The following is a 15,801-nucleotide window of genomic DNA, read 5'->3' on the forward strand; positions in this document are numbered from 1 at the left end:
CAGCGCCTCGGTGATCTATAGTGGACCGGCCGATGAGCTCCTCGCCCACCCCCGCACAGCCCGAGGCGTCCGCCACCGACCGGTTTGCCATCCGCTGCGAGGTGCTGCGGCTCAGTGCCCAGCCCAGCGGGCCGGTGCTGCTGTTCCAGTTCCTGCTCGACTGCGGCGTCGCGGCGCTGTTCGCCTGGCGCTACTCGGTGCCGCACGCGGTGGCCTGGATCGCGCTGATCGCCGCCACCACCGCCTACCGCGGTTTTTTCCCGCAGCGGCTCCCCGCGCAAGTGACCCCCGCCAACCTGCCTCCCGCCTTGCGCGCGCACACGCTGCGCATCGCGCTGCACGAAGGCGCCCATGGCCTGGCCGGCGTGCTGCTGTTCGATCCGGCGGATTCGACCTCGCAACTGCTGATCGGCCTGGTGGTGATGGCGATGACGCTGTCCTCGGCCTTCTCGGTGTCCTACTACACGCCGGCCATGCGGCTTGCGATCACGCTGCTGCTGGCGCCGACCATCGTGATGGGCCTGGTCTTCGGCGCCCCGCTCATGAGGGTGCTGTCGCTGCTCGGCATCGGCCTGCTGGCGATGGTCTGGAAGCTGGTGGCGGAACGCGCGCACCAGCTCGAGGAGAACATCGGACTGCGCCACAACGAAAGCGCGTTGCGCGAACAGGCGTTGGCCGGCCTGCAGCAATCGCAGCAGGCCCAGGCCGAGCGGCTGCGCTTCTTCTCGGCCGCCAACCACGACCTGCGCCAGCCGGTGATGGCGATGGGCCTGCAGGCCGAGGTGCTGCGCCAGCAACTGAACGCCGGCGAGGACATGGTCACGGTGCTGGGCACGGTGGCCGCGCTGTCGAGGGCCCAGCAGGCGCTCGAGGGGCTGACCAACCAGTTGCTCGAGATCGGGCGCATCGAGGCCGCCGCCGACCCGATCTCGCCGGCGGCGGTCGCACTGGCGCCGCTGCTGTCCGAATTCGCGCGCCAGGCCGGCAGCGGCCGGGTGCGGGTGCGCTGCCCGGCGAACGCCGTGGTCTGGACCGACCTGGTGGCGCTGCGCCGGATCCTCGGCAACCTGGTCGACAACGCGCTCAAGTTCACGCCTCGCGGCCGCGTGCTGCTGGCCTGCCGCCAGCGCGGCGAAGCCTGGCGGATCGAGGTGCGCGACGCCGGCATCGGCATCGCACCGGAGGCGCAGGAGCGCGTGTTCGGCGACTTCGAGCAGGTCGGCAACATCGAACGCAACCTGCAGCGCGGCCACGGGCTGGGCCTGGCGATCGTGCGGCGGCTGGCCCTGCGGCTGGGCGTCGAGATCTCGCTGCGCTCGGCACCGGGGCGCGGCTCGGTGTTCGCCTTCGCGCTGCCCGCAGCCCCGCAGGGCGCGCCGCTGGCATCGGCTGCAGCGGCGGGCGTCGAGACCGCGACGGCACCGGGAACGCAGGCGCTGCGCCCCGGCCTGGTCGTGCTGGTGATCGAGGACAACGCGGTGGTGGCCGACAGCATCGCGGCACTGCTGCGCCTGTGGGGGGCCCGGCCACAGATCTGCGGCAGCGCGACCGAGGCGCTCGCACTGCCCGATCTGGCAGCCTTCGACATCGCCCTGTGCGACATCCGGCTGCCGGGCCCGCTCGACGGCATCGCGCTGGCGACCGAACTGCAGCGCCGGCGCCCTTCCCTCCCCCTCGCGCTGGTCTCGGCCGACATCGACGACGCGACGCAGCAGCTGGCCCGCGAGCGCGGCTGGCAGGCGCTGCGCAAGCCCGTGCAGCCCGCGACGCTGCAGGCCTTGCTGCGGCGGGTGCAGCGCTGAAGCGCCTATGCGTCGACCATGCCCGCCCAGCCTCCGCCCCCCCTGGCCGATATCCCCGATGCCCCGCGCTACGGCACGGTGGCGATCGCCCTGCATTGGCTGCTGGCGCTGATGATCCTGAGCTCTCTGGGCGTCGGCCTGTCGATGACCGGCCTGCCTTTCTCGCCGCTGCGCCTCAAGCTCTACAACTGGCACAAATGGGCCGGCATCACGATCCTGGCACTGTCTGCGCTGCGCCTGCTATGGCGCCTGTCGCACCCGCCGCCGCCGCTGCCGAGACGCATCCGGGCAGCGATGCCGGGCTGGCAGCTGGCCGCGCACCGCGGGCTGCACCTGCTGCTGTACCTGCTGTTCTTCGCCGTCCCGCTGCTGGGCTGGGCCTACAGCTCGGCGCTGGGTTTCCCGGTCGTCTGGCTCGGCGTGCTGCCGCTGCCGGACTTCGTGCCGGTCGACAAGGCGTTCGCCGAATCGGTGCTGAAGCCGCTGCACCACGCCGGCGCCTTCAGCCTCGCCGCGGTGGCGGCAGTCCATGTCGCGGCCGCGCTCAAGCACCACTTCATCGACTGCGACGGCCTGCTCGACCGCATGTCGCCGCTTTCACGCCGAAGGCATTTCCCATGACCCTGTTCTCCCTCGGCCGCGCCTTGCTGTACGCGGCCGCATCCCTCGTTGCCGGCGCAGCCGGCGCCGAGCCGGCGACACCGGCCAAGTTGCTGCCGGCTCCGAGCCAGATCGTCTTCGTGACCAAGCAGATGGGCGTGCCGGTGGAAGGCGCCTTCAAGAAGTTCGACGCCCAGGTGGCCTTCGACCCGCGCCAGCCCGAGGGCGGCAGCGTGGCGCTGCAGATCGAGGTCGCGAGCGCCAGCCTGGGCCTGCCCCAGAGCGACGCCGAACTGCCCAAGCCGGCCTGGTTCGACAGCCAGCGCTTCCCGAAGGCCGACTTCCGTTCCAGCAGCATCAAGGCGCTGGGCGGCGGCCGCTTCGAGGTCGCCGGCCGGCTGACGATCAAGGGCAGCACCAGGGAGGTGCTGGTGCCGGTCGAGATCACGCAGTCCTACGGCCAGTCGACCGCCAGCGGAAGCATGACGATCCAGCGCCTCGCCTTCAAAATCGGCCAAGGCGAATGGACCGACACCTCGATGGTGGCCGACGACGTCCAGGTCCGCTTCAAGCTGGTGCTGACCGGGCTCGGCCCCCTGTGAAGTCCACCGATGTTTCCACGTTCACCCGAAAGCTCGTCATGAAGAAACTGCTCACCTTCGCCGCGCTGACGGCCGCGGCTGCACTGGCCGGCGCCCAGCAGGCGCCCGAGGCGGCGGCCAAGCCGGCGGGCGGCCCGGTCAAGGGCGCCAGCTACGTGGTCGACCCGACCCATACCTTCGTCAACTACGAGATGGGCCACTACGGCACCACCACCAACCGCGGCCGCTTCAGCACCAAGGACGGCCAGATCAAGATCGACCCGTCGGGCACCGGCGGCAAGGTCGACATCACGATGGACATCAGTTCCATCAACACCGGCGTCGACCTGCTCAACCGCCACCTGCTGAGCAAGGACTTCTTCAACGTCGCCGAGTTTCCGATCGCCCGCTTCGTCGCCGACCGCCTCGACTTCAGCGGCGACAAGGTCACGCAGGTCAACGGCACGCTCACCCTGATGGGCCAGACCCGACCCGTGCTGCTCAAGGCCAACCGCTTCAACTGCTACCTGAGCCCGCTGATCAACCGCCAGATCTGCGGCGGCGACTTCGAGACCACGGTCGAGCGCAGCCAGTGGGGCATCAACTGGGGCCTGGCCTTCGGCTTCGAGGACAAGGTCAGGCTGCTGGTGCAGGTCGAGGCGGTCAACATCCAGTGAAGCGGCGCGCGGGCCCGGGGCCCGCGGGTTCTACAGCAGGCTCTCCGGCGCCAGCGGCGCGAGCAGTTCCAGCATCACGCGGTCCCACAGGCCCGCGTCGGGCTCGACGGTGAGCACCGGGTCGGCACCGTCTTCCATCGTGACCCATTCGAGACCTTCGCTGCCTTCGGCAAAGCGCACCCGGTAGGCGCCCTGCTGCTTCAGCACGTCGAGCAGCTTGAGCATCTGCTGCGCCATCTCGGGGCTGGCGATGAAGAGGCCGATCTCGGTGTTGTGGTTGTCCGAGCGCGGGTCGAAGTTCATCGAACCCAGGAACAGCGCGCGGCGGTCGAAGATCGCCGCCTTCGCATGCAGCCGGCCGACCTGCGAGCCGAACAGCCCGAGCCGCACGCTGCGCTTGGTGCGCGCCGAGCTCAGCTCGTGGATCTCGACGCCGAGGCGCAGCATGTCGGGCCGGTAGCGCCGGTAGCCGGTGTGGACCAGCGGCTCGTCGGTGGCCGCGAGCGAATTGGTGACGACGCTGATCCGGACCCCGCGGCCGCGGACCTCGCGCATCACCTCGAGCCCGGCCTTGCCCGGGATCAGGTAGGGCGACACCAGCGTGACTTCGGAACGCGAGCGCCGCATCTGCTCGATCACGTTGTAGCGCACGCTGTCGACATCGAGCAGCGGCACGCCGCCATAGGACGCGGTCTTGCCGACTACGCGGTCGGGCGCGTCGGCATAGGCCTCGGCCAGGGTCCAGATCAGGTCGAGCCGGGCGCCGTCCTTCAGCTCCGGCCCCAGCGGCGCGTAGCCCAGGACGTCGTTCGGCGCCGGCGGCCGCGGCGCCGGGGTGTTGGCGGGGCCGGTGGCCTGCTCGAAGCGCCGCTGCAGTTCCTCGGGCGTCAGCGAGGAAGCGACCACGGTGCCGATCGGCCGCACGTAGGGGCTGTTCCAGTAGAGATCGAAGAGGCTGCCCAGGCGCTTCGCCAGCGCACCGGCGACGAAGGTGTCGATGTCCAGGAAGTTCGCGCCCGCGGCCTGCGCGAAATATTGGCTGCCGATGTTGCGCCCGCCCGCCACCGCCATCGTGCCGTCGGCGATGAAGAGCTTGTTGTGCATCCGGCGGTTCACGCGGTCGAAGTCGAACAGCGAACGCGAGAAGCGCTGCACCATGCTGCCGCGCCCGGCCGGGAACGGATTGAACAGGCGCAGCTCGAGGTTCGGCGTCGCGGCCAGCGCCAGCAGCAGCTCGTCCTCGCCGGAGGTGTAGAGGTCGTCCATCAAGAGCCGCACGCGCACGCCGCGCAGCGCCGCGTCGCGCAGGCTGCGCAGGAAGTAGCGGCCGGTCTCGTCGTTCTCGATCTGGTAGTACTGGACGTCCAGCGTGCGCTCGGCGCGGCGCGCCAGCTGCAAGCGCGTGTCGAGCGCGAAGTCGCCGCCGGGCATCAGCCGGAAGCCGCTCAGGTCGGGATCGGGCGCGGAGGCCTTGGCGATCCGCCCCAGCGTGGTGGCCGTGGAGGCCGCGATCGCGCTCGATGGCTGGCGCTCGAAATCGGCCGGCAGCATGGCGCAGCCGCCGGCCAGCACGGTCGCCGCCACGAGTGCCGCGCCGAGCCACCCGCGCACCCTCAGGCCCCGGCCGAGAGGCATCGCTAGAGTGCCTTGCGCAGATTGGCCGGCGCGATGCGCAGGGCCTCGCGGTATTTCGCCACCGTGCGGCGCGCGCATTCGATCCCCTGCTCCTTGAGCATCTCGGAGATCTGGCTGTCCGACAGCGGCTTCTTGAGATCCTCGGCGCTGACGAACTGCTTGATCAGCGCCCGCACCGCGGTGCTCGACGCGTTGCCGCCGGTCTCGGTGCCCAGCGCCGAGCCGAAGAAGTACTTGAGCTCGACCGTGCCGTAGGGCGTCGCCATGTACTTGGCGGTGGTCACGCGGCTGATGGTCGACTCGTGCAGGCCGAGCTCGTCGGCGATCTCGCGCAGCACCAGCGGCCGCATCGCCAGCTCGCCGTGCACGAAGAAGCTCTTCTGCCGCTCGACGATCGCGTTCGACACCCGCAGGATGGTGTCGAAGCGCTGCTGGATGTTCTTGATGAACCAGCGCGCCTCCTGCAGCCGCTGCGACAGCGCCTGGCTGCCTTCGCCCTTGTGCTGCTTGAGCGCACCGGCGTAGATGTCGTGCACGCGCAGCCGCGGCATGACCTCGGGGTTCAACATGACGCGGAACTTGGTGTGGGTGCCGTTGCCGATGCGCGTGACGATCACGTCGGGGATCACGACGTTGCGTTCGACGTCGACGAAGCGGCGGCCGGGCTTGGGCTCGAGCCTGGCGATCAGCTGCAGGGCCGCGCGAACCTCTTCCTCGTTGCTGCGCGTGAGGGTCGCGAGACGCTTGAAGTCGCGCCGCGCCAGCAGCTCCATCGGCTGCTTGCAGATCGCAATGGCCGTCTCGCGCACCTGCGCCTCGTCGGCGCTCTCGCCGGGATGCGCCAGCGCGCGCAGCTGGATCGTCAGGCACTCGCCGAGGTTGCGGGCGCCGACACCGACCGGCTCCAGGCTCTGCAGCAGGCCAAGCGCGACCTGGAAGTGGTGCACTAGGTCGTCGAACTGGTCGTTGTCGTCGCCGGCCAGGCCCGAAGCCAGGGCCGGCAGCGAATCCTCGAGGTAGCCGTCGTCGTTGAGCGACTCGATCAGGAAGCGCAGCGCGGCGCAATCGGTCTCGCTGAGCCGCAGGCCCAGCGCCTGCCGGTGCAGGAAGGATTGCAGCGACTCCTGGCTGCGCGCCAGCTCGGTGGCGTCGGTGCGCTCGTCGTCGCCCAGGTTGTTGGTGCGCGCCGGGGCGTCGCCGCCCCATTCGCTGTCGTCGGGCGCCAGGTCGACCGTGCCGTCGCCTTCCCAGTCGGGCTCGGCGTCGACGGCGTCGGCGGTGGCCGTCTCGGTTTCGGACGCGGCGACCGCGACTTCGGCCGGCGCCGATGGGCCCGGCGCGAAATCGCCCTCGACTTCGGCCTGCCGATCCTCGTCGCGCACCGGCGCATCCGCCGATTCCAGGCCGAATTCCTCGCGCGCCGCCTCCTCGGCAGTGCGCTCGAGGAACGGGTTGTCGTCGAGCATCTGTTCGACTTCCTGGCTCAGCTCGAGCGTGGACAGTTGCAGCAGCCGGATCGACTGCTGCAGCTGCGGCGTGAGCGCCAGGTGCTGGGAGACGCGAAGCGAAAGCCCCTGCTTCATCGAGATTGGGCTCCTACATCCGGAAGTGTTCGCCCAGGTACACGCGCCGTACCTCGGCGTTGTCGACGATCTCCGAAGGCGTGCCTTGTGCCAGCACGTGCCCGTCGCTGATGATGAACGCGTGATCGCAGATGCCCAGCGTTTCACGCACGTTGTGGTCGGTGATGAGCACGCCGATGCCGCGCTCCTTCAGGAAGTTGATGATCCGCTGGATCTCGATCACGGCGATCGGGTCGATGCCCGCGAAGGGTTCGTCCAGCAGGATGAAGCGCGGCTGGGTCGCCAGCGCCCGCGCGATCTCGACCCGGCGGCGCTCGCCGCCGGACAGCGACAGCGCCGGCGAATCGCGCAGGTGGTCGACCCGCAGGTCGGCCAGCAGTTCGGCGAGACGCTCTTCCATGCGCGCCTTGCCGAGCGACACCATGCGGCCCTGCTCGTCGGGCTCGCTCTGCAGTTCGAGCACGGCGCGCACGTTTTCCTCGACCGTCAGCTTGCGGAAGATCGAGGCCTCCTGCGGCAGATAGCTCAGGCCCATGCGCGCGCGGCGATGGATCGGCATGTGGGCGATCGGCTCGCCGTCGATCATGATGTCGCCGGCGTCGGCCCGCACCAGCCCGACGATCATGTAGAAGGAGGTGGTCTTGCCGGCGCCGTTGGGGCCCAGCAGGCCGACCACTTCGCCCTTCTGCACGGCCAGCGACACGTCCTTGACGACCTTGCGGCTGCCATAGCTCTTTTGCAGGCTGCGCGCCTCCAGCCGGCTGCCCGGCTGGCCGTCGCTGGCACTGATCCCGGCTGCTTCGATCACTTCTTGAAGTCTCCGCCCAGCGTGGTGGTGGAACGCAGGCTGTTGCCCGGCGCCGGCGTGGCGGCGGGCTTGGCGGCGCCGGCCGCCGGCGCCGCGGCCGGCACGGTCGCCGGCTTGGGCGTCAGGATGGCCTTCACGCGGCCGCTCGGCTGGGTCGCCACGCCGGCGTTCGGCGGCAGCGACGCGCCATTCACCGTGAAAGTGTCGTTGCTCTGGTCGTAGACGATCAGCGGACCGCTGCTCTCGTCGCTGGGCGTGGCGCCGATCAGGCGGCGCATGACCGCGCGGCGGATGAACTTCACATTGTCGGCGCGGCTGTCGTACTCGATGACCTCGCCCTCGCCCTCGATCCACTCGTCGGTGCCGGCATTGCGCTTCTGCTTGAAGTAGGAGAGCTTGCCCGGTTCGGCCGTGACGACGCCGTACTGGTAGCCCTCGGGGTCCTGGCGGACGTCGATGCGCGCGCCGCGGATCTGGATCGTGCCCTTGTTCACCAGCACGTTGCCGGTGAACACGCTGGTCTGCTTGAGGTCGTCGTAGCGCATCGCGTCGGCCTCGATGTTCATCGGCTTGCTCCGGTCAGCCTGCTCGGCCTGGGCCAGCGATGCGAGACCGGCCAGCACGATGGCGAGGAACAGCACGCGCACGGGGCGGCGTAGGAAGGAGAGGGAGGGAGAGGTCATAGAGGCACGAAACTTGCTCTGCGATTGTATGCGTCCCCGGGACGCCACTTGCGCGGCCTTGACGAAAAAGCCCGCGGAAGCGGGCTTCGTGGACGGAAGTCGGGGCGGCCGGACCGCCCGGGCGCTCAGCCCTTGCGGGCCTCGGCGATCAGGAAGTCGACCGTCTGCAGGGCGCGGTCGAGCGAACCGGCGGTGTCGCCGTCGACATACCAGCGGCCGGCGACGCCGAGCGCCGGCACGCCGGCCACCTGGTAGTCGGTCGTGAGCTGCGAGGCGCGCTTGGCCTTGCCGACCACCGAGAACGACTTGAACAGCTCGGCGAACTTCTTCGCGTCGAGGCCCGGCTGCTTCTCGACCCAGGCGAGGATCGCGGCATCGCCGGTCAGGTTCAGGCGCTGCTGGTGGATGGCCTGGAAGATTTTGGGCTGGAATTCGTCGACCTTGCCCATGGCTTCGAGCGCATAGTAGAAGCGCTGCTTGGCCTCGGTGTCGTTGCCGACGAAGGGCACCGGAATGCGCCGGAACGCGACATGCGGCGGCAGTTGCTTGACCCAGGCCTCGAGCTTGGGCTCGAAGGCGGCGCAGTGCGGGCAGTTGTACGAGAAGAACTCGACCACCTCGACCTTGCCCGCGGGCGCATCGACCGGTGCCGGCTTGCCGAGCACGATGTAATCGGTGCCGGCCTTGAACGGGCGGCCCTGCGCATGCGAGGGCGCGGCCAGCGGAAGAAGGGCCAGCGAAGCAGCGGCCAAAGAAAAATCACGACGTTGCATTAAGAAGTTCTCCTGTCGGCAGAAAGAGCCCGCGAACCGGGGTGGAGTTCCCCGGCCGCCCAAAGTAAAGATCGGTGAAGTGTCAGGCCGGCGCCGGGCCGCCCCAAGGCGGCCTGCGGCCCCCTCGGGGGGCAGCGACCCACACGCAGTGGGGGAGCGTGGGGGCCAGGCCGGCGCCGGGCCGCCCCAAGGCGGCCTGCGGCCCCCTCGGGGGGCAGCGACCACACGCAGTGGGGGAGCGTGGGGGCCATGACTTCAGCGCTGGACGCGCACCAGGGCCGATTCGAGGCCGCCATCGTCGAGCCGCTCCTTGAGCCGATCGGCATCGTCCTTCTTGTTGAAGGGGCCGGCGCGCACGCGGTAGACGGTACGGCCGGCCTGCTCGCGCTCGGTCACACGCGCCTCCACGCCCATCAGCGAGAGCTTGGCGCGCTGCGCATCGGCGTCCTCCTGGGTGCGGAAGGCACCGGCCTGGACGAAATACATGAACGGGTCGGCACTGGCACCGGCGGGCGCCGCAGCACCTGCGCCCGCGCCGCTGCGGGCCTTCGCGAAATCGCCGATCGGGTCGTTCGAGGGCGGCAGCGCATTGGCTTCCGCCGGCACCGGCGCGGTGCGCGGCGGACGCGGCGCGGCCACGCTGCCGGGGGCCACCACGACCGGCACCGGGCCGGCGGGCGGAGCGGCTGCGGTCACCGGGGCCGTGGCGGGGGCCGTGGCGGGTACCGGCGGCGCGGTCGCCGGCGCACGGGCCGGCGCTCCGGCCTTGCCGGCCAGCGGTGCGTTCGGATCCCAGTCGCGGTTCTTGCGCGCCTCGGCCTCGTCCTGCTCGGCGCCGCCGCGCTGGGTCTTGGCCATGAACGGGATCGGCACCTTGGTCACGTAGACCGCGATCCCGAGCGCGATGCCGAGCCCGAGCACCAGGCCGACGATCAGCCCGATGACGATGTTGCCGCTTTGTCTTGTCTTCATGGTGGAGGAGGGAATCACATCTTTTGCGGCGCGCTGACGCCCAGAACAGCGAGACCATTGTGCAGCACCTGCGCGGTCGCCGCGACCAGCGCCAGGCGGGCCCGCTTGACTGGCTCGTCGTCGACCAGGATGCGCTCGGCGTCGTAGTAGCTGTGGTAGCTGGCGGCCAGCTCCCGCAGGTAGAAGGTGACGTCGTGAGGTGCGAAATCCTTGGCCGCGGCGGTCAGCATCGCGGGGTACTTGGCCAGTTGCAGCAGCAGCGCCTGCGAGGCCGGGCTCTCGAGCGGGGACAGGTCCACGCCTTCGAGCGTGGCGGCATCGCCGCCCCAGGCCGCCAGCACCGAGCAGATGCGCGCATGGGCGTATTGCACGTAGTACACCGGGTTGTCGTTATTCTGCGCCAGCGCCAGGTCGATGTCGAAGGTGTATTCGGTGTCGGGCTTGCGGCTCAGCAGGAAGAAACGCACCGCGTCGGTGCTGGTCCACTCGATCAGGTCGCGCAGGGTGACGTAGCTGCCTGCGCGCTTGCTGATCTTGACCTCTTCGCCGCCGCGCACCACCCGCACCATGGTGTGCAGCACGTAGTCGGGGTAGCCGGCCGGAATGCCGACCCCGGCCGCCTGCAGGCCGGCGCGCACCCGCGCGATCGTGCCGTGGTGGTCGGTGCCCTGGATATTGACCACCTGGTGGAAGCCGCGCTCCCACTTGGCAATGTGATAGGCGACGTCGGGCACGAAGTAGGTGTAGCTGCCGTCGCCCTTGCGCATCACGCGGTCCTTGTCGTCGCCGTAGTCGGTCGACTTCAGCCACAGCGCGCCGTCCTGCTCGTAGGTCTTGCCGGCATCGACGAGCTTCTGCACCGTGGCGGCGACCCGGCCGCTGGAGTAGAGGCTGGATTCGAGGTAGTAGTTGTCGAACCGGACCTGGAAGGCCTTCAGGTCGAGGTCCTGCTCGTGGCGCAGGTAGGCGACCGCGAACTGGCGGATCGAGTCGATGTCGTCGACGTCGCCGCTGGCGGTGTATTCGCGGTCGTCGGAGCGCACGGTCTTCTTCGCCTTGAAGTCGGCCGCGATGTCGGCGATGTACTCGCCGTTGTAGGCCTGCTCGGGCCACTCGGGATCGCCCGGCTTGAAGCCCTTGGCGCGCAGCTGGGTGCTGGTGGCCAGGGTCTGGATCTGGACGCCGGCATCGTTGTAGTAGAACTCGCGCCAGACTTTGTCGCCCTGGGTGGCGAGCAGGTTGCAGATGGCGTCGCCGAGCGCCGCCTGGCGGCCGTGGCCGACGTGCAGCGGGCCGGTCGGGTTGGCCGAGACGAACTCGACCAGCACCCGCTCGTCCCGCGCGGGCTGGCTGCCGAAGGCGGCGCCGGCCTCGAGGACCTCGCGCACCACCTGCTGGCGGGCAGCCGTCTTGAGGCGGATATTGAGGAAGCCGGGGCCGGCGATTTCGACCGCGTCCACCCATCGGGTGAAGGCGGGTGTGGCCTGCAGCGCGGCGGCCAGTTGTTCGGCCAGCTCGCGCGGCTTGCGCTGCAGCGGCTTGGCCAGCTGCATGGCGGCGGTGCTGGCGAAATCACCGTGTGCCGCCACCTTGGGCGACTCGAACGCGGCTTTGCTGCCGGCGCCGGGCGAGAGGGATTCGAGCGTGTTCGCGAGCGCCGCGAGCAGCTCCTGTTTGACCAATAGCATCGCGGGATTTTACCGGGGGCAAAACGACCGTCCGCAATGATCGTCATCCAACTGTGAACGTCGGCCGTTAGGATGGGCAGCCCCGGGGCGGGGAACACCGTCTCAACCCAACTCCCAAGGACTCCTACATCATGAAAAAGCTCCTTTCCCTGCTGGCGCTGGGCGCCGCCCTGTCCTTCGGTGCCGCCCACGCCTCCACCTGCGACACCCAGGCGGCGGACAAGAAGCTGAACGGCGCGGCCAAGACCAGCTTCGTCAAGAAGTGCGAAAAGGACGCCGCCGCCGCGGCCGCGCCGGCTTGCGCGGCGAAGGCGATCGACAAGAACGGCAAGGCGCTGGCCGGTGCCGCCAAGACCAGCTTCATGAAGAAGTGCGAAGCCGGGGGCTAGCTCGCCCCCAGGTTGGGCTCACTTCGTGTAGCCCGCCCACCCCCTGCCGGGGGCAACACCAACGGGCCTGGCTGCGCCGGCCTCGATGGCGGCTCGCTACTTCAAGACGCCGAACAGGTTGTTGGCGTCGTCGGTCCACGGTTCCAGACCTGCGATCTGCTTGATGCTCGAGCTCGCCAGGCCGATGGTGCCCTCGGTCAGCCGGTCCGGCTCGCGGGCGACCAGCACCCAGTCGGTGTTGCGCAGCCCCTCGGCGCTCGGCTCGTCGTGCACCAGCGCCACGTGCAGGCCCTGGGCCAGCGCGATCTTCTCGACCACCGGCGCGAGCGCGAGGAAGCGGTTGGTGACGTGGAAGGCGACGATGCCGCCCGGCCGCATGTGCCTGAAGTACAGGTCCATCGCCTGCGAGGTGATCAGGTGGACCGGCACCGAATCGCCCGAGAAGGCGTCGACCGCCAGCACGTCGAAGCCCTGCGGAGGCTCGCGTTCGAGCGCCAGCCGGGCATCGCCGAGCACCCGCTCGATGCACGCCGGACTGTCGGCCAGAAAGCTGAATTCGCTGTCGGCGAGTTCGAAGACCTGGGGATTGATCTCGTAGACACGGTAGGTGTCGCCGGCCCGGCCGTAGGTCGCCAGCGTGCCGGCCCCGAGCCCGATCAGGCCGACGCGGCGCGGCGCGTCCGGAGCCGCCGCGATCGCCAGCCCGACGCCCGAGCTCGGGCCGTAGTAGGTTGTGGGCTCGCGCCGCCTTGAAGGCGACAGGTACTGCTCGCCGTGCTTGACCGAGCCGTGGTATAGCTTCCGCACCGGCTCGTGGGCATCGCCGTACTCGGCATCGAAAGTGACCAGCGTGCCGTAGAAGTTGCGCTGCATGCGGCGAACGCCGGCCGCGTCTTCCTCGATCTGCAGCGCGAGGAACCAGGCGCAGGCCCCCGCCAGTGCCAGCGAGGCCGCCAGGCCGACGCGCCGCCGGCGCCACAGCACGGCCGCGATCAGCGCGCAGAGCATCAGGCCGACGCCCAGCTCGTAGTAGGCCGGCAGCACGTGCGGCGCCACCAGCCCGACGGTGATGCCGCCGAGCGCGCCGCCCAGGGAGAGCATCAGGTAGAAGCGGGTCAGGTAGGCGCCGCCGGGGCGCAGGCGCGCCATCTCGCCGTGCAGAAACATGCACAGCGCGAACAGGCCGACGATGTAGATCGGCAGCGCCGTGCGCAGCTCCGAGCCGAGCCGGTGCTGCAGACCGAAGGCGCACAGCGCCAGCATCACCGCAGCCAGCGGGACGAACACCGGGCGCCGGTACCAGCGGTCGCTCTCGAAGGTCAGCACGAAGGTCAGCAGGTAGACCGACAGCGGCAGCACCCACAGGAAGGGAATCGCCGCCACGTTCTGCGTGATGTGGTTGGTGATCGCAAGCAGCAGCCAGGAGCCGAGCGCCGGCAGGGCGAGCCACATCAGGTGGTCGGCGAGGCGGGGTTTCGCCGAAGGCGTCGCCTCGACAGGCGGTGCGTCGACCGAGGGCCGGGGCTGGGCGGCCCAGTGACGCGACACATGCAAGGTGGTGCCGGCGCACAGCAGCACGAAGACGCCATAGGCGATCGACCAGCCCCAGGCCTGGTGCAGCAGCGCGCTGCGGGGCTCGATCAGCACCGGGTAGCTCAACAGCGACACCAGCGAGGCCAGGTTCGACAGCGAGAAGTAGCGGTACACCTGCGCGCCCCAGGGCGTGCGTGCGACCCACGACTGCACCAGCGGCCCGGTGGTCGAGAGGAGGAAGTAAGGCAGGCCGATGGTGCCGACCAGCAGGCCGAGGATCCACAGCGTCGGGTCCTCGGCGCCGGTCGGCTTCCAGCGCTCGCTGGTCACGATCGGCAGGAAGGCCAGGCTCGCGAGCAGCAGCCCGACGTGCAGCCGCGCCTGGGTGCGCGCGCCGAGCCGCCGCGTGACCCAGTCCGAGTACGCATAGCCGGCCAGCAGCACGACCTGGAAGAACACCATGCAGATCGACCACACCGCCGCCGAGCCGCCGAACCAGGGCAGGATCTGCTTGGCGATCAGCGGCTGGACCAGGAACAGCAGGAAGGCACTGGTGAAGATGGTGCCGGCGAACAGGGCCTTGACGTGCGCCGGCTTCATCGGGGGCTAGCTTCTCGCGCCGAAGCCGCGGGCCAGGAACACCGCCACCAGCGGTATCAGCGCGATCAGGTGGGCCTGGATCATCACCAGCTTGCGGGTCCTGCGGACCTCGGCCTCGGCCGGCAGGGCCCCGGTGGCGCGCAGCGCCTTGCGCCAGCGCAGGTAGCGCATCGTCGGAAAGATCGAGATCGCGCCGATGATGATGAACAGCGTGAGCTTGAGGTGCAGCAGCGGATTGGTCCAGTACCAGGCCGTGCCTTTCATGCCCCACCAGGTGCGCGCCACGCCGGTGGCGATGACCGCCACCGCGGCGATGCCGTAGATGCGGTCGACCTTGGCCAGGCGCTCGACCACCGCCGCGTTGAGCCACTCGACGCGGCACAGCGCGGCCTCGCTGGCGATGAAGACCACCAGCGTCAGGATGGCCAGCAGGTGCAGGTAGGCGAGGATGGCTTCGAGCGTCATCGGGCGGACTCCTTGGTTTTCTTGGGCGCTGCGATTGTGCCGCCCCAGAACTCCGGCCGCGCATAGTGCGCCTTCAGGAAGTCCAGCCACAGGCGCACCCGCAGCGGCAGGTGCTTGCGTTGCGGGAACACGGCGTAGATGCCGTTGGGCGGCGCGGCGAACGCGTCGAGCAAGGGCACCAGCAGGCCGGCATCGATCTCGGCCTCGACCTCCCAGGTGCTGCGCCAGGCGATGCCGTGGCCGGCCAGGCACCAGTCGTGCAGCACCTGGCCGTCGGAGCAGTCGAGCGGGCCGGTCGGCTTCAGGTAGATCACCTCGTGCTCGCCGCCGGCTGTCGGCACCCGGAAGGCCCAGCCGCGGGTCTGCGAGGCATCGCTCGACAGGCTCAGGCAGGCGAAGCGCGACAGCTCGCCCGGATGGCGCGGAGCGCCATGGCGGCGCACGAACTCGGGCGTGGCGACGCAGCGGCGCCGGTTGTCGGCCAGCCGCAGGCTGACCAGCGAGGAGTCGGGCAGGTCGCCGACGCGCACCGCGCAATCGAAGCTCTCGCCCGCCATGTCGACCAGCCGGTCGCTGAGGTTCAGCGAGATCGTGACCTCGGGATGCAGCGCGTGGAAGCGCGGCACCAGCGGCGCCACGTGGCGGCGGCCGAAGCCGGCCGGCGCCGTGACGCGCAGGTGGCCGCTGGCCTTGACGCCGCCGGCGCTGACGCTGGCCTCGGCATTGGCCAGCTCGACCAGCAGGCGCTGGCAGTCCTCCAGGAAGGCGCTGCCCTCGTGGGTGAGCGAGATCCGGCGCGTGGTGCGAAGCAGCAGCTTGACGCCCAGCCGTTCTTCGAGCGCGTCGATGCGGCGCCCGATCACGGCCGGCGCCACGCCCTCGGCCTTGGCCGCGGCCGTGAGGCTGCCGCGGGCGGCGATCGCGACAAAGGATTCGAGTTGCTTCAGGCGGTCCATCGCCCGGGATTATCACGAAGGGCTCGCCGCGAACAGTCCACGACGGCCTCGCAGCC

At 69.9% G+C, this 15,801-nt stretch carries 15 protein-coding genes; 5 read left to right on the top strand and 10 right to left on the bottom strand.

Annotation, left to right across the window (positions count from 1 at the left end; genetic code table 11):
• The first annotated feature begins 32 nt into the window (after positions 1–32).
• The 4 genes from AC1DYD_RS12380 to AC1DYD_RS12395 are packed head-to-tail and all read left to right on the top strand — an operon-like array spanning position 33 to position 3,660.
• A complete protein-coding gene (locus AC1DYD_RS12380) occupies positions 33–1,802 on the top strand; it encodes a sensor histidine kinase (RefSeq protein ID WP_478173031.1) in 1,770 nt (589 codons plus the stop codon).
• 18 nt (positions 1,803–1,820) lie between these two features.
• Complete coding sequence (locus AC1DYD_RS12385; protein ID WP_478173032.1) at positions 1,821–2,423, top strand: cytochrome b; 603 nt, start codon at positions 1,821–1,823, stop codon at positions 2,421–2,423.
• On the top strand, positions 2,420–3,004 hold the full coding sequence (locus AC1DYD_RS12390) for a YceI family protein (RefSeq protein ID WP_478173033.1): 585 nt from the start codon (positions 2,420–2,422) through the stop codon (positions 3,002–3,004). Before AC1DYD_RS12385 ends, AC1DYD_RS12390 begins: the two co-directional genes overlap by 4 nt.
• Before the next feature lie 38 nt (positions 3,005–3,042).
• On the top strand, positions 3,043–3,660 hold the full coding sequence (locus tag AC1DYD_RS12395) for a YceI family protein (protein WP_478173034.1): 618 nt from the start codon (positions 3,043–3,045) through the stop codon (positions 3,658–3,660).
• Between the two features lie 30 nt (positions 3,661–3,690).
• Here AC1DYD_RS12395 and AC1DYD_RS12400 read toward each other — a convergent pair whose 3' ends face one another.
• The 7 genes from AC1DYD_RS12400 to argS all read right to left on the bottom strand — a co-directional run bounded on the left by AC1DYD_RS12400 (position 3,691) and on the right by argS (position 11,802).
• Positions 3,691–5,295: a phospholipase D family protein gene (locus tag AC1DYD_RS12400; RefSeq protein WP_478173035.1), complete on the bottom strand. Its 1,605-nt coding sequence runs from the start codon at positions 5,293–5,295 to the stop codon at positions 3,691–3,693.
• A gap of 2 nt (positions 5,296–5,297) precedes the next feature.
• The gene (locus AC1DYD_RS12405) at positions 5,298–6,878 is read right to left on the bottom strand and encodes an RNA polymerase factor sigma-54 (protein ID WP_478173036.1); all 1,581 of its coding nucleotides are present in this window, start codon (positions 6,876–6,878) and stop codon (positions 5,298–5,300) included.
• A gap of 13 nt (positions 6,879–6,891) precedes the next feature.
• Positions 6,892–7,686: an LPS export ABC transporter ATP-binding protein gene (gene lptB / locus AC1DYD_RS12410; protein ID WP_478173037.1), complete on the bottom strand. Its 795-nt coding sequence runs from the start codon at positions 7,684–7,686 to the stop codon at positions 6,892–6,894.
• Positions 7,683–8,369, bottom strand: a complete 687-nt coding sequence (gene lptA / locus AC1DYD_RS12415; RefSeq protein ID WP_478173038.1) for a lipopolysaccharide transport periplasmic protein LptA — start codon at positions 8,367–8,369, stop codon at positions 7,683–7,685. The genes lptB and lptA overlap by 4 nt, the downstream gene beginning before the upstream one ends.
• A 125-nt stretch (positions 8,370–8,494) precedes the next feature.
• Positions 8,495–9,142 (bottom strand): thiol:disulfide interchange protein DsbA/DsbL, encoded by a 648-nt coding sequence (locus tag AC1DYD_RS12420; RefSeq protein WP_478173039.1) that lies wholly within the window; start codon positions 9,140–9,142, stop codon positions 8,495–8,497.
• A 255-nt stretch (positions 9,143–9,397) separates the two neighbouring features.
• A complete protein-coding gene (locus tag AC1DYD_RS12425; protein WP_478173040.1) occupies positions 9,398–10,114 on the bottom strand; it encodes an SPOR domain-containing protein in 717 nt (238 codons plus the stop codon).
• Between the two features lie 14 nt (positions 10,115–10,128).
• Positions 10,129–11,802 carry an arginine--tRNA ligase gene (argS, locus tag AC1DYD_RS12430; protein ID WP_478173041.1) on the bottom strand — a complete coding sequence of 558 codons (1,674 nt, stop codon included), beginning with the start codon at positions 11,800–11,802 and terminating at the stop codon, positions 10,129–10,131.
• 131 nt (positions 11,803–11,933) lie between these two features.
• Here argS and AC1DYD_RS12435 point away from each other — a divergent pair, with 131 nt between their 5' ends.
• The gene (locus tag AC1DYD_RS12435; protein WP_478173042.1) at positions 11,934–12,191 is read left to right on the top strand and encodes a hypothetical protein; all 258 of its coding nucleotides are present in this window, start codon (positions 11,934–11,936) and stop codon (positions 12,189–12,191) included.
• A 96-nt stretch (positions 12,192–12,287) separates the two neighbouring features.
• Here AC1DYD_RS12435 and AC1DYD_RS12440 read toward each other — a convergent pair whose 3' ends face one another.
• The 3 genes from AC1DYD_RS12440 to AC1DYD_RS12450 are packed head-to-tail and all read right to left on the bottom strand — an operon-like array spanning position 12,288 to position 15,745.
• Positions 12,288–14,324 carry a fused MFS/spermidine synthase gene (locus AC1DYD_RS12440; protein WP_478173043.1) on the bottom strand — a complete coding sequence of 679 codons (2,037 nt, stop codon included), beginning with the start codon at positions 14,322–14,324 and terminating at the stop codon, positions 12,288–12,290.
• Positions 14,325–14,330: 6 nt separating this feature from the next.
• Positions 14,331–14,789, bottom strand: a complete 459-nt coding sequence (locus AC1DYD_RS12445) for a DUF2214 family protein (RefSeq protein WP_478173044.1) — start codon at positions 14,787–14,789, stop codon at positions 14,331–14,333.
• Positions 14,786–15,745, bottom strand: a complete 960-nt coding sequence (locus AC1DYD_RS12450; RefSeq protein ID WP_478173045.1) for a LysR family transcriptional regulator — start codon at positions 15,743–15,745, stop codon at positions 14,786–14,788. Before AC1DYD_RS12450 ends, AC1DYD_RS12445 begins: the two co-directional genes overlap by 4 nt.
• Positions 15,746–15,801: the final 56 nt, after the last annotated feature.

The sequence above is a fragment of the Variovorax sp. P4_B11 genome (assembly GCF_056402355.1).

What these genes read in the sequence shown, in the direction of transcription:
- AC1DYD_RS12380 (WP_478173031.1), top strand. Translation starts at nt 33, where the DNA reads ATGAGCTCCTCGCCCACCCCCGCACAGCCCGAGGCGTCCGCCACCGAC.
- AC1DYD_RS12385 (WP_478173032.1), top strand. Translation starts at nt 1,821, where the DNA reads ATGCCCGCCCAGCCTCCGCCCCCCCTGGCCGATATCCCCGATGCCCCG.
- AC1DYD_RS12390 (WP_478173033.1), top strand. Translation starts at nt 2,420, where the DNA reads ATGACCCTGTTCTCCCTCGGCCGCGCCTTGCTGTACGCGGCCGCATCC.
- AC1DYD_RS12395 (WP_478173034.1), top strand. Translation starts at nt 3,043, where the DNA reads ATGAAGAAACTGCTCACCTTCGCCGCGCTGACGGCCGCGGCTGCACTG.
- AC1DYD_RS12400 (WP_478173035.1), bottom strand. Translation starts at nt 5,295, where the DNA reads ATGCCTCTCGGCCGGGGCCTGAGGGTGCGCGGGTGGCTCGGCGCGGCA.
- AC1DYD_RS12405 (WP_478173036.1), bottom strand. Translation starts at nt 6,878, where the DNA reads ATGAAGCAGGGGCTTTCGCTTCGCGTCTCCCAGCACCTGGCGCTCACG.
- lptA (WP_478173038.1), bottom strand. Translation starts at nt 8,369, where the DNA reads ATGACCTCTCCCTCCCTCTCCTTCCTACGCCGCCCCGTGCGCGTGCTG.
- AC1DYD_RS12420 (WP_478173039.1), bottom strand. Translation starts at nt 9,142, where the DNA reads ATGCAACGTCGTGATTTTTCTTTGGCCGCTGCTTCGCTGGCCCTTCTT.
- AC1DYD_RS12425 (WP_478173040.1), bottom strand. Translation starts at nt 10,114, where the DNA reads ATGAAGACAAGACAAAGCGGCAACATCGTCATCGGGCTGATCGTCGGC.
- argS (WP_478173041.1), bottom strand. Translation starts at nt 11,802, where the DNA reads ATGCTATTGGTCAAACAGGAGCTGCTCGCGGCGCTCGCGAACACGCTC.
- AC1DYD_RS12435 (WP_478173042.1), top strand. Translation starts at nt 11,934, where the DNA reads ATGAAAAAGCTCCTTTCCCTGCTGGCGCTGGGCGCCGCCCTGTCCTTC.
- AC1DYD_RS12440 (WP_478173043.1), bottom strand. Translation starts at nt 14,324, where the DNA reads ATGAAGCCGGCGCACGTCAAGGCCCTGTTCGCCGGCACCATCTTCACC.
- AC1DYD_RS12445 (WP_478173044.1), bottom strand. Translation starts at nt 14,789, where the DNA reads ATGACGCTCGAAGCCATCCTCGCCTACCTGCACCTGCTGGCCATCCTG.
- AC1DYD_RS12450 (WP_478173045.1), bottom strand. Translation starts at nt 15,745, where the DNA reads ATGGACCGCCTGAAGCAACTCGAATCCTTTGTCGCGATCGCCGCCCGC.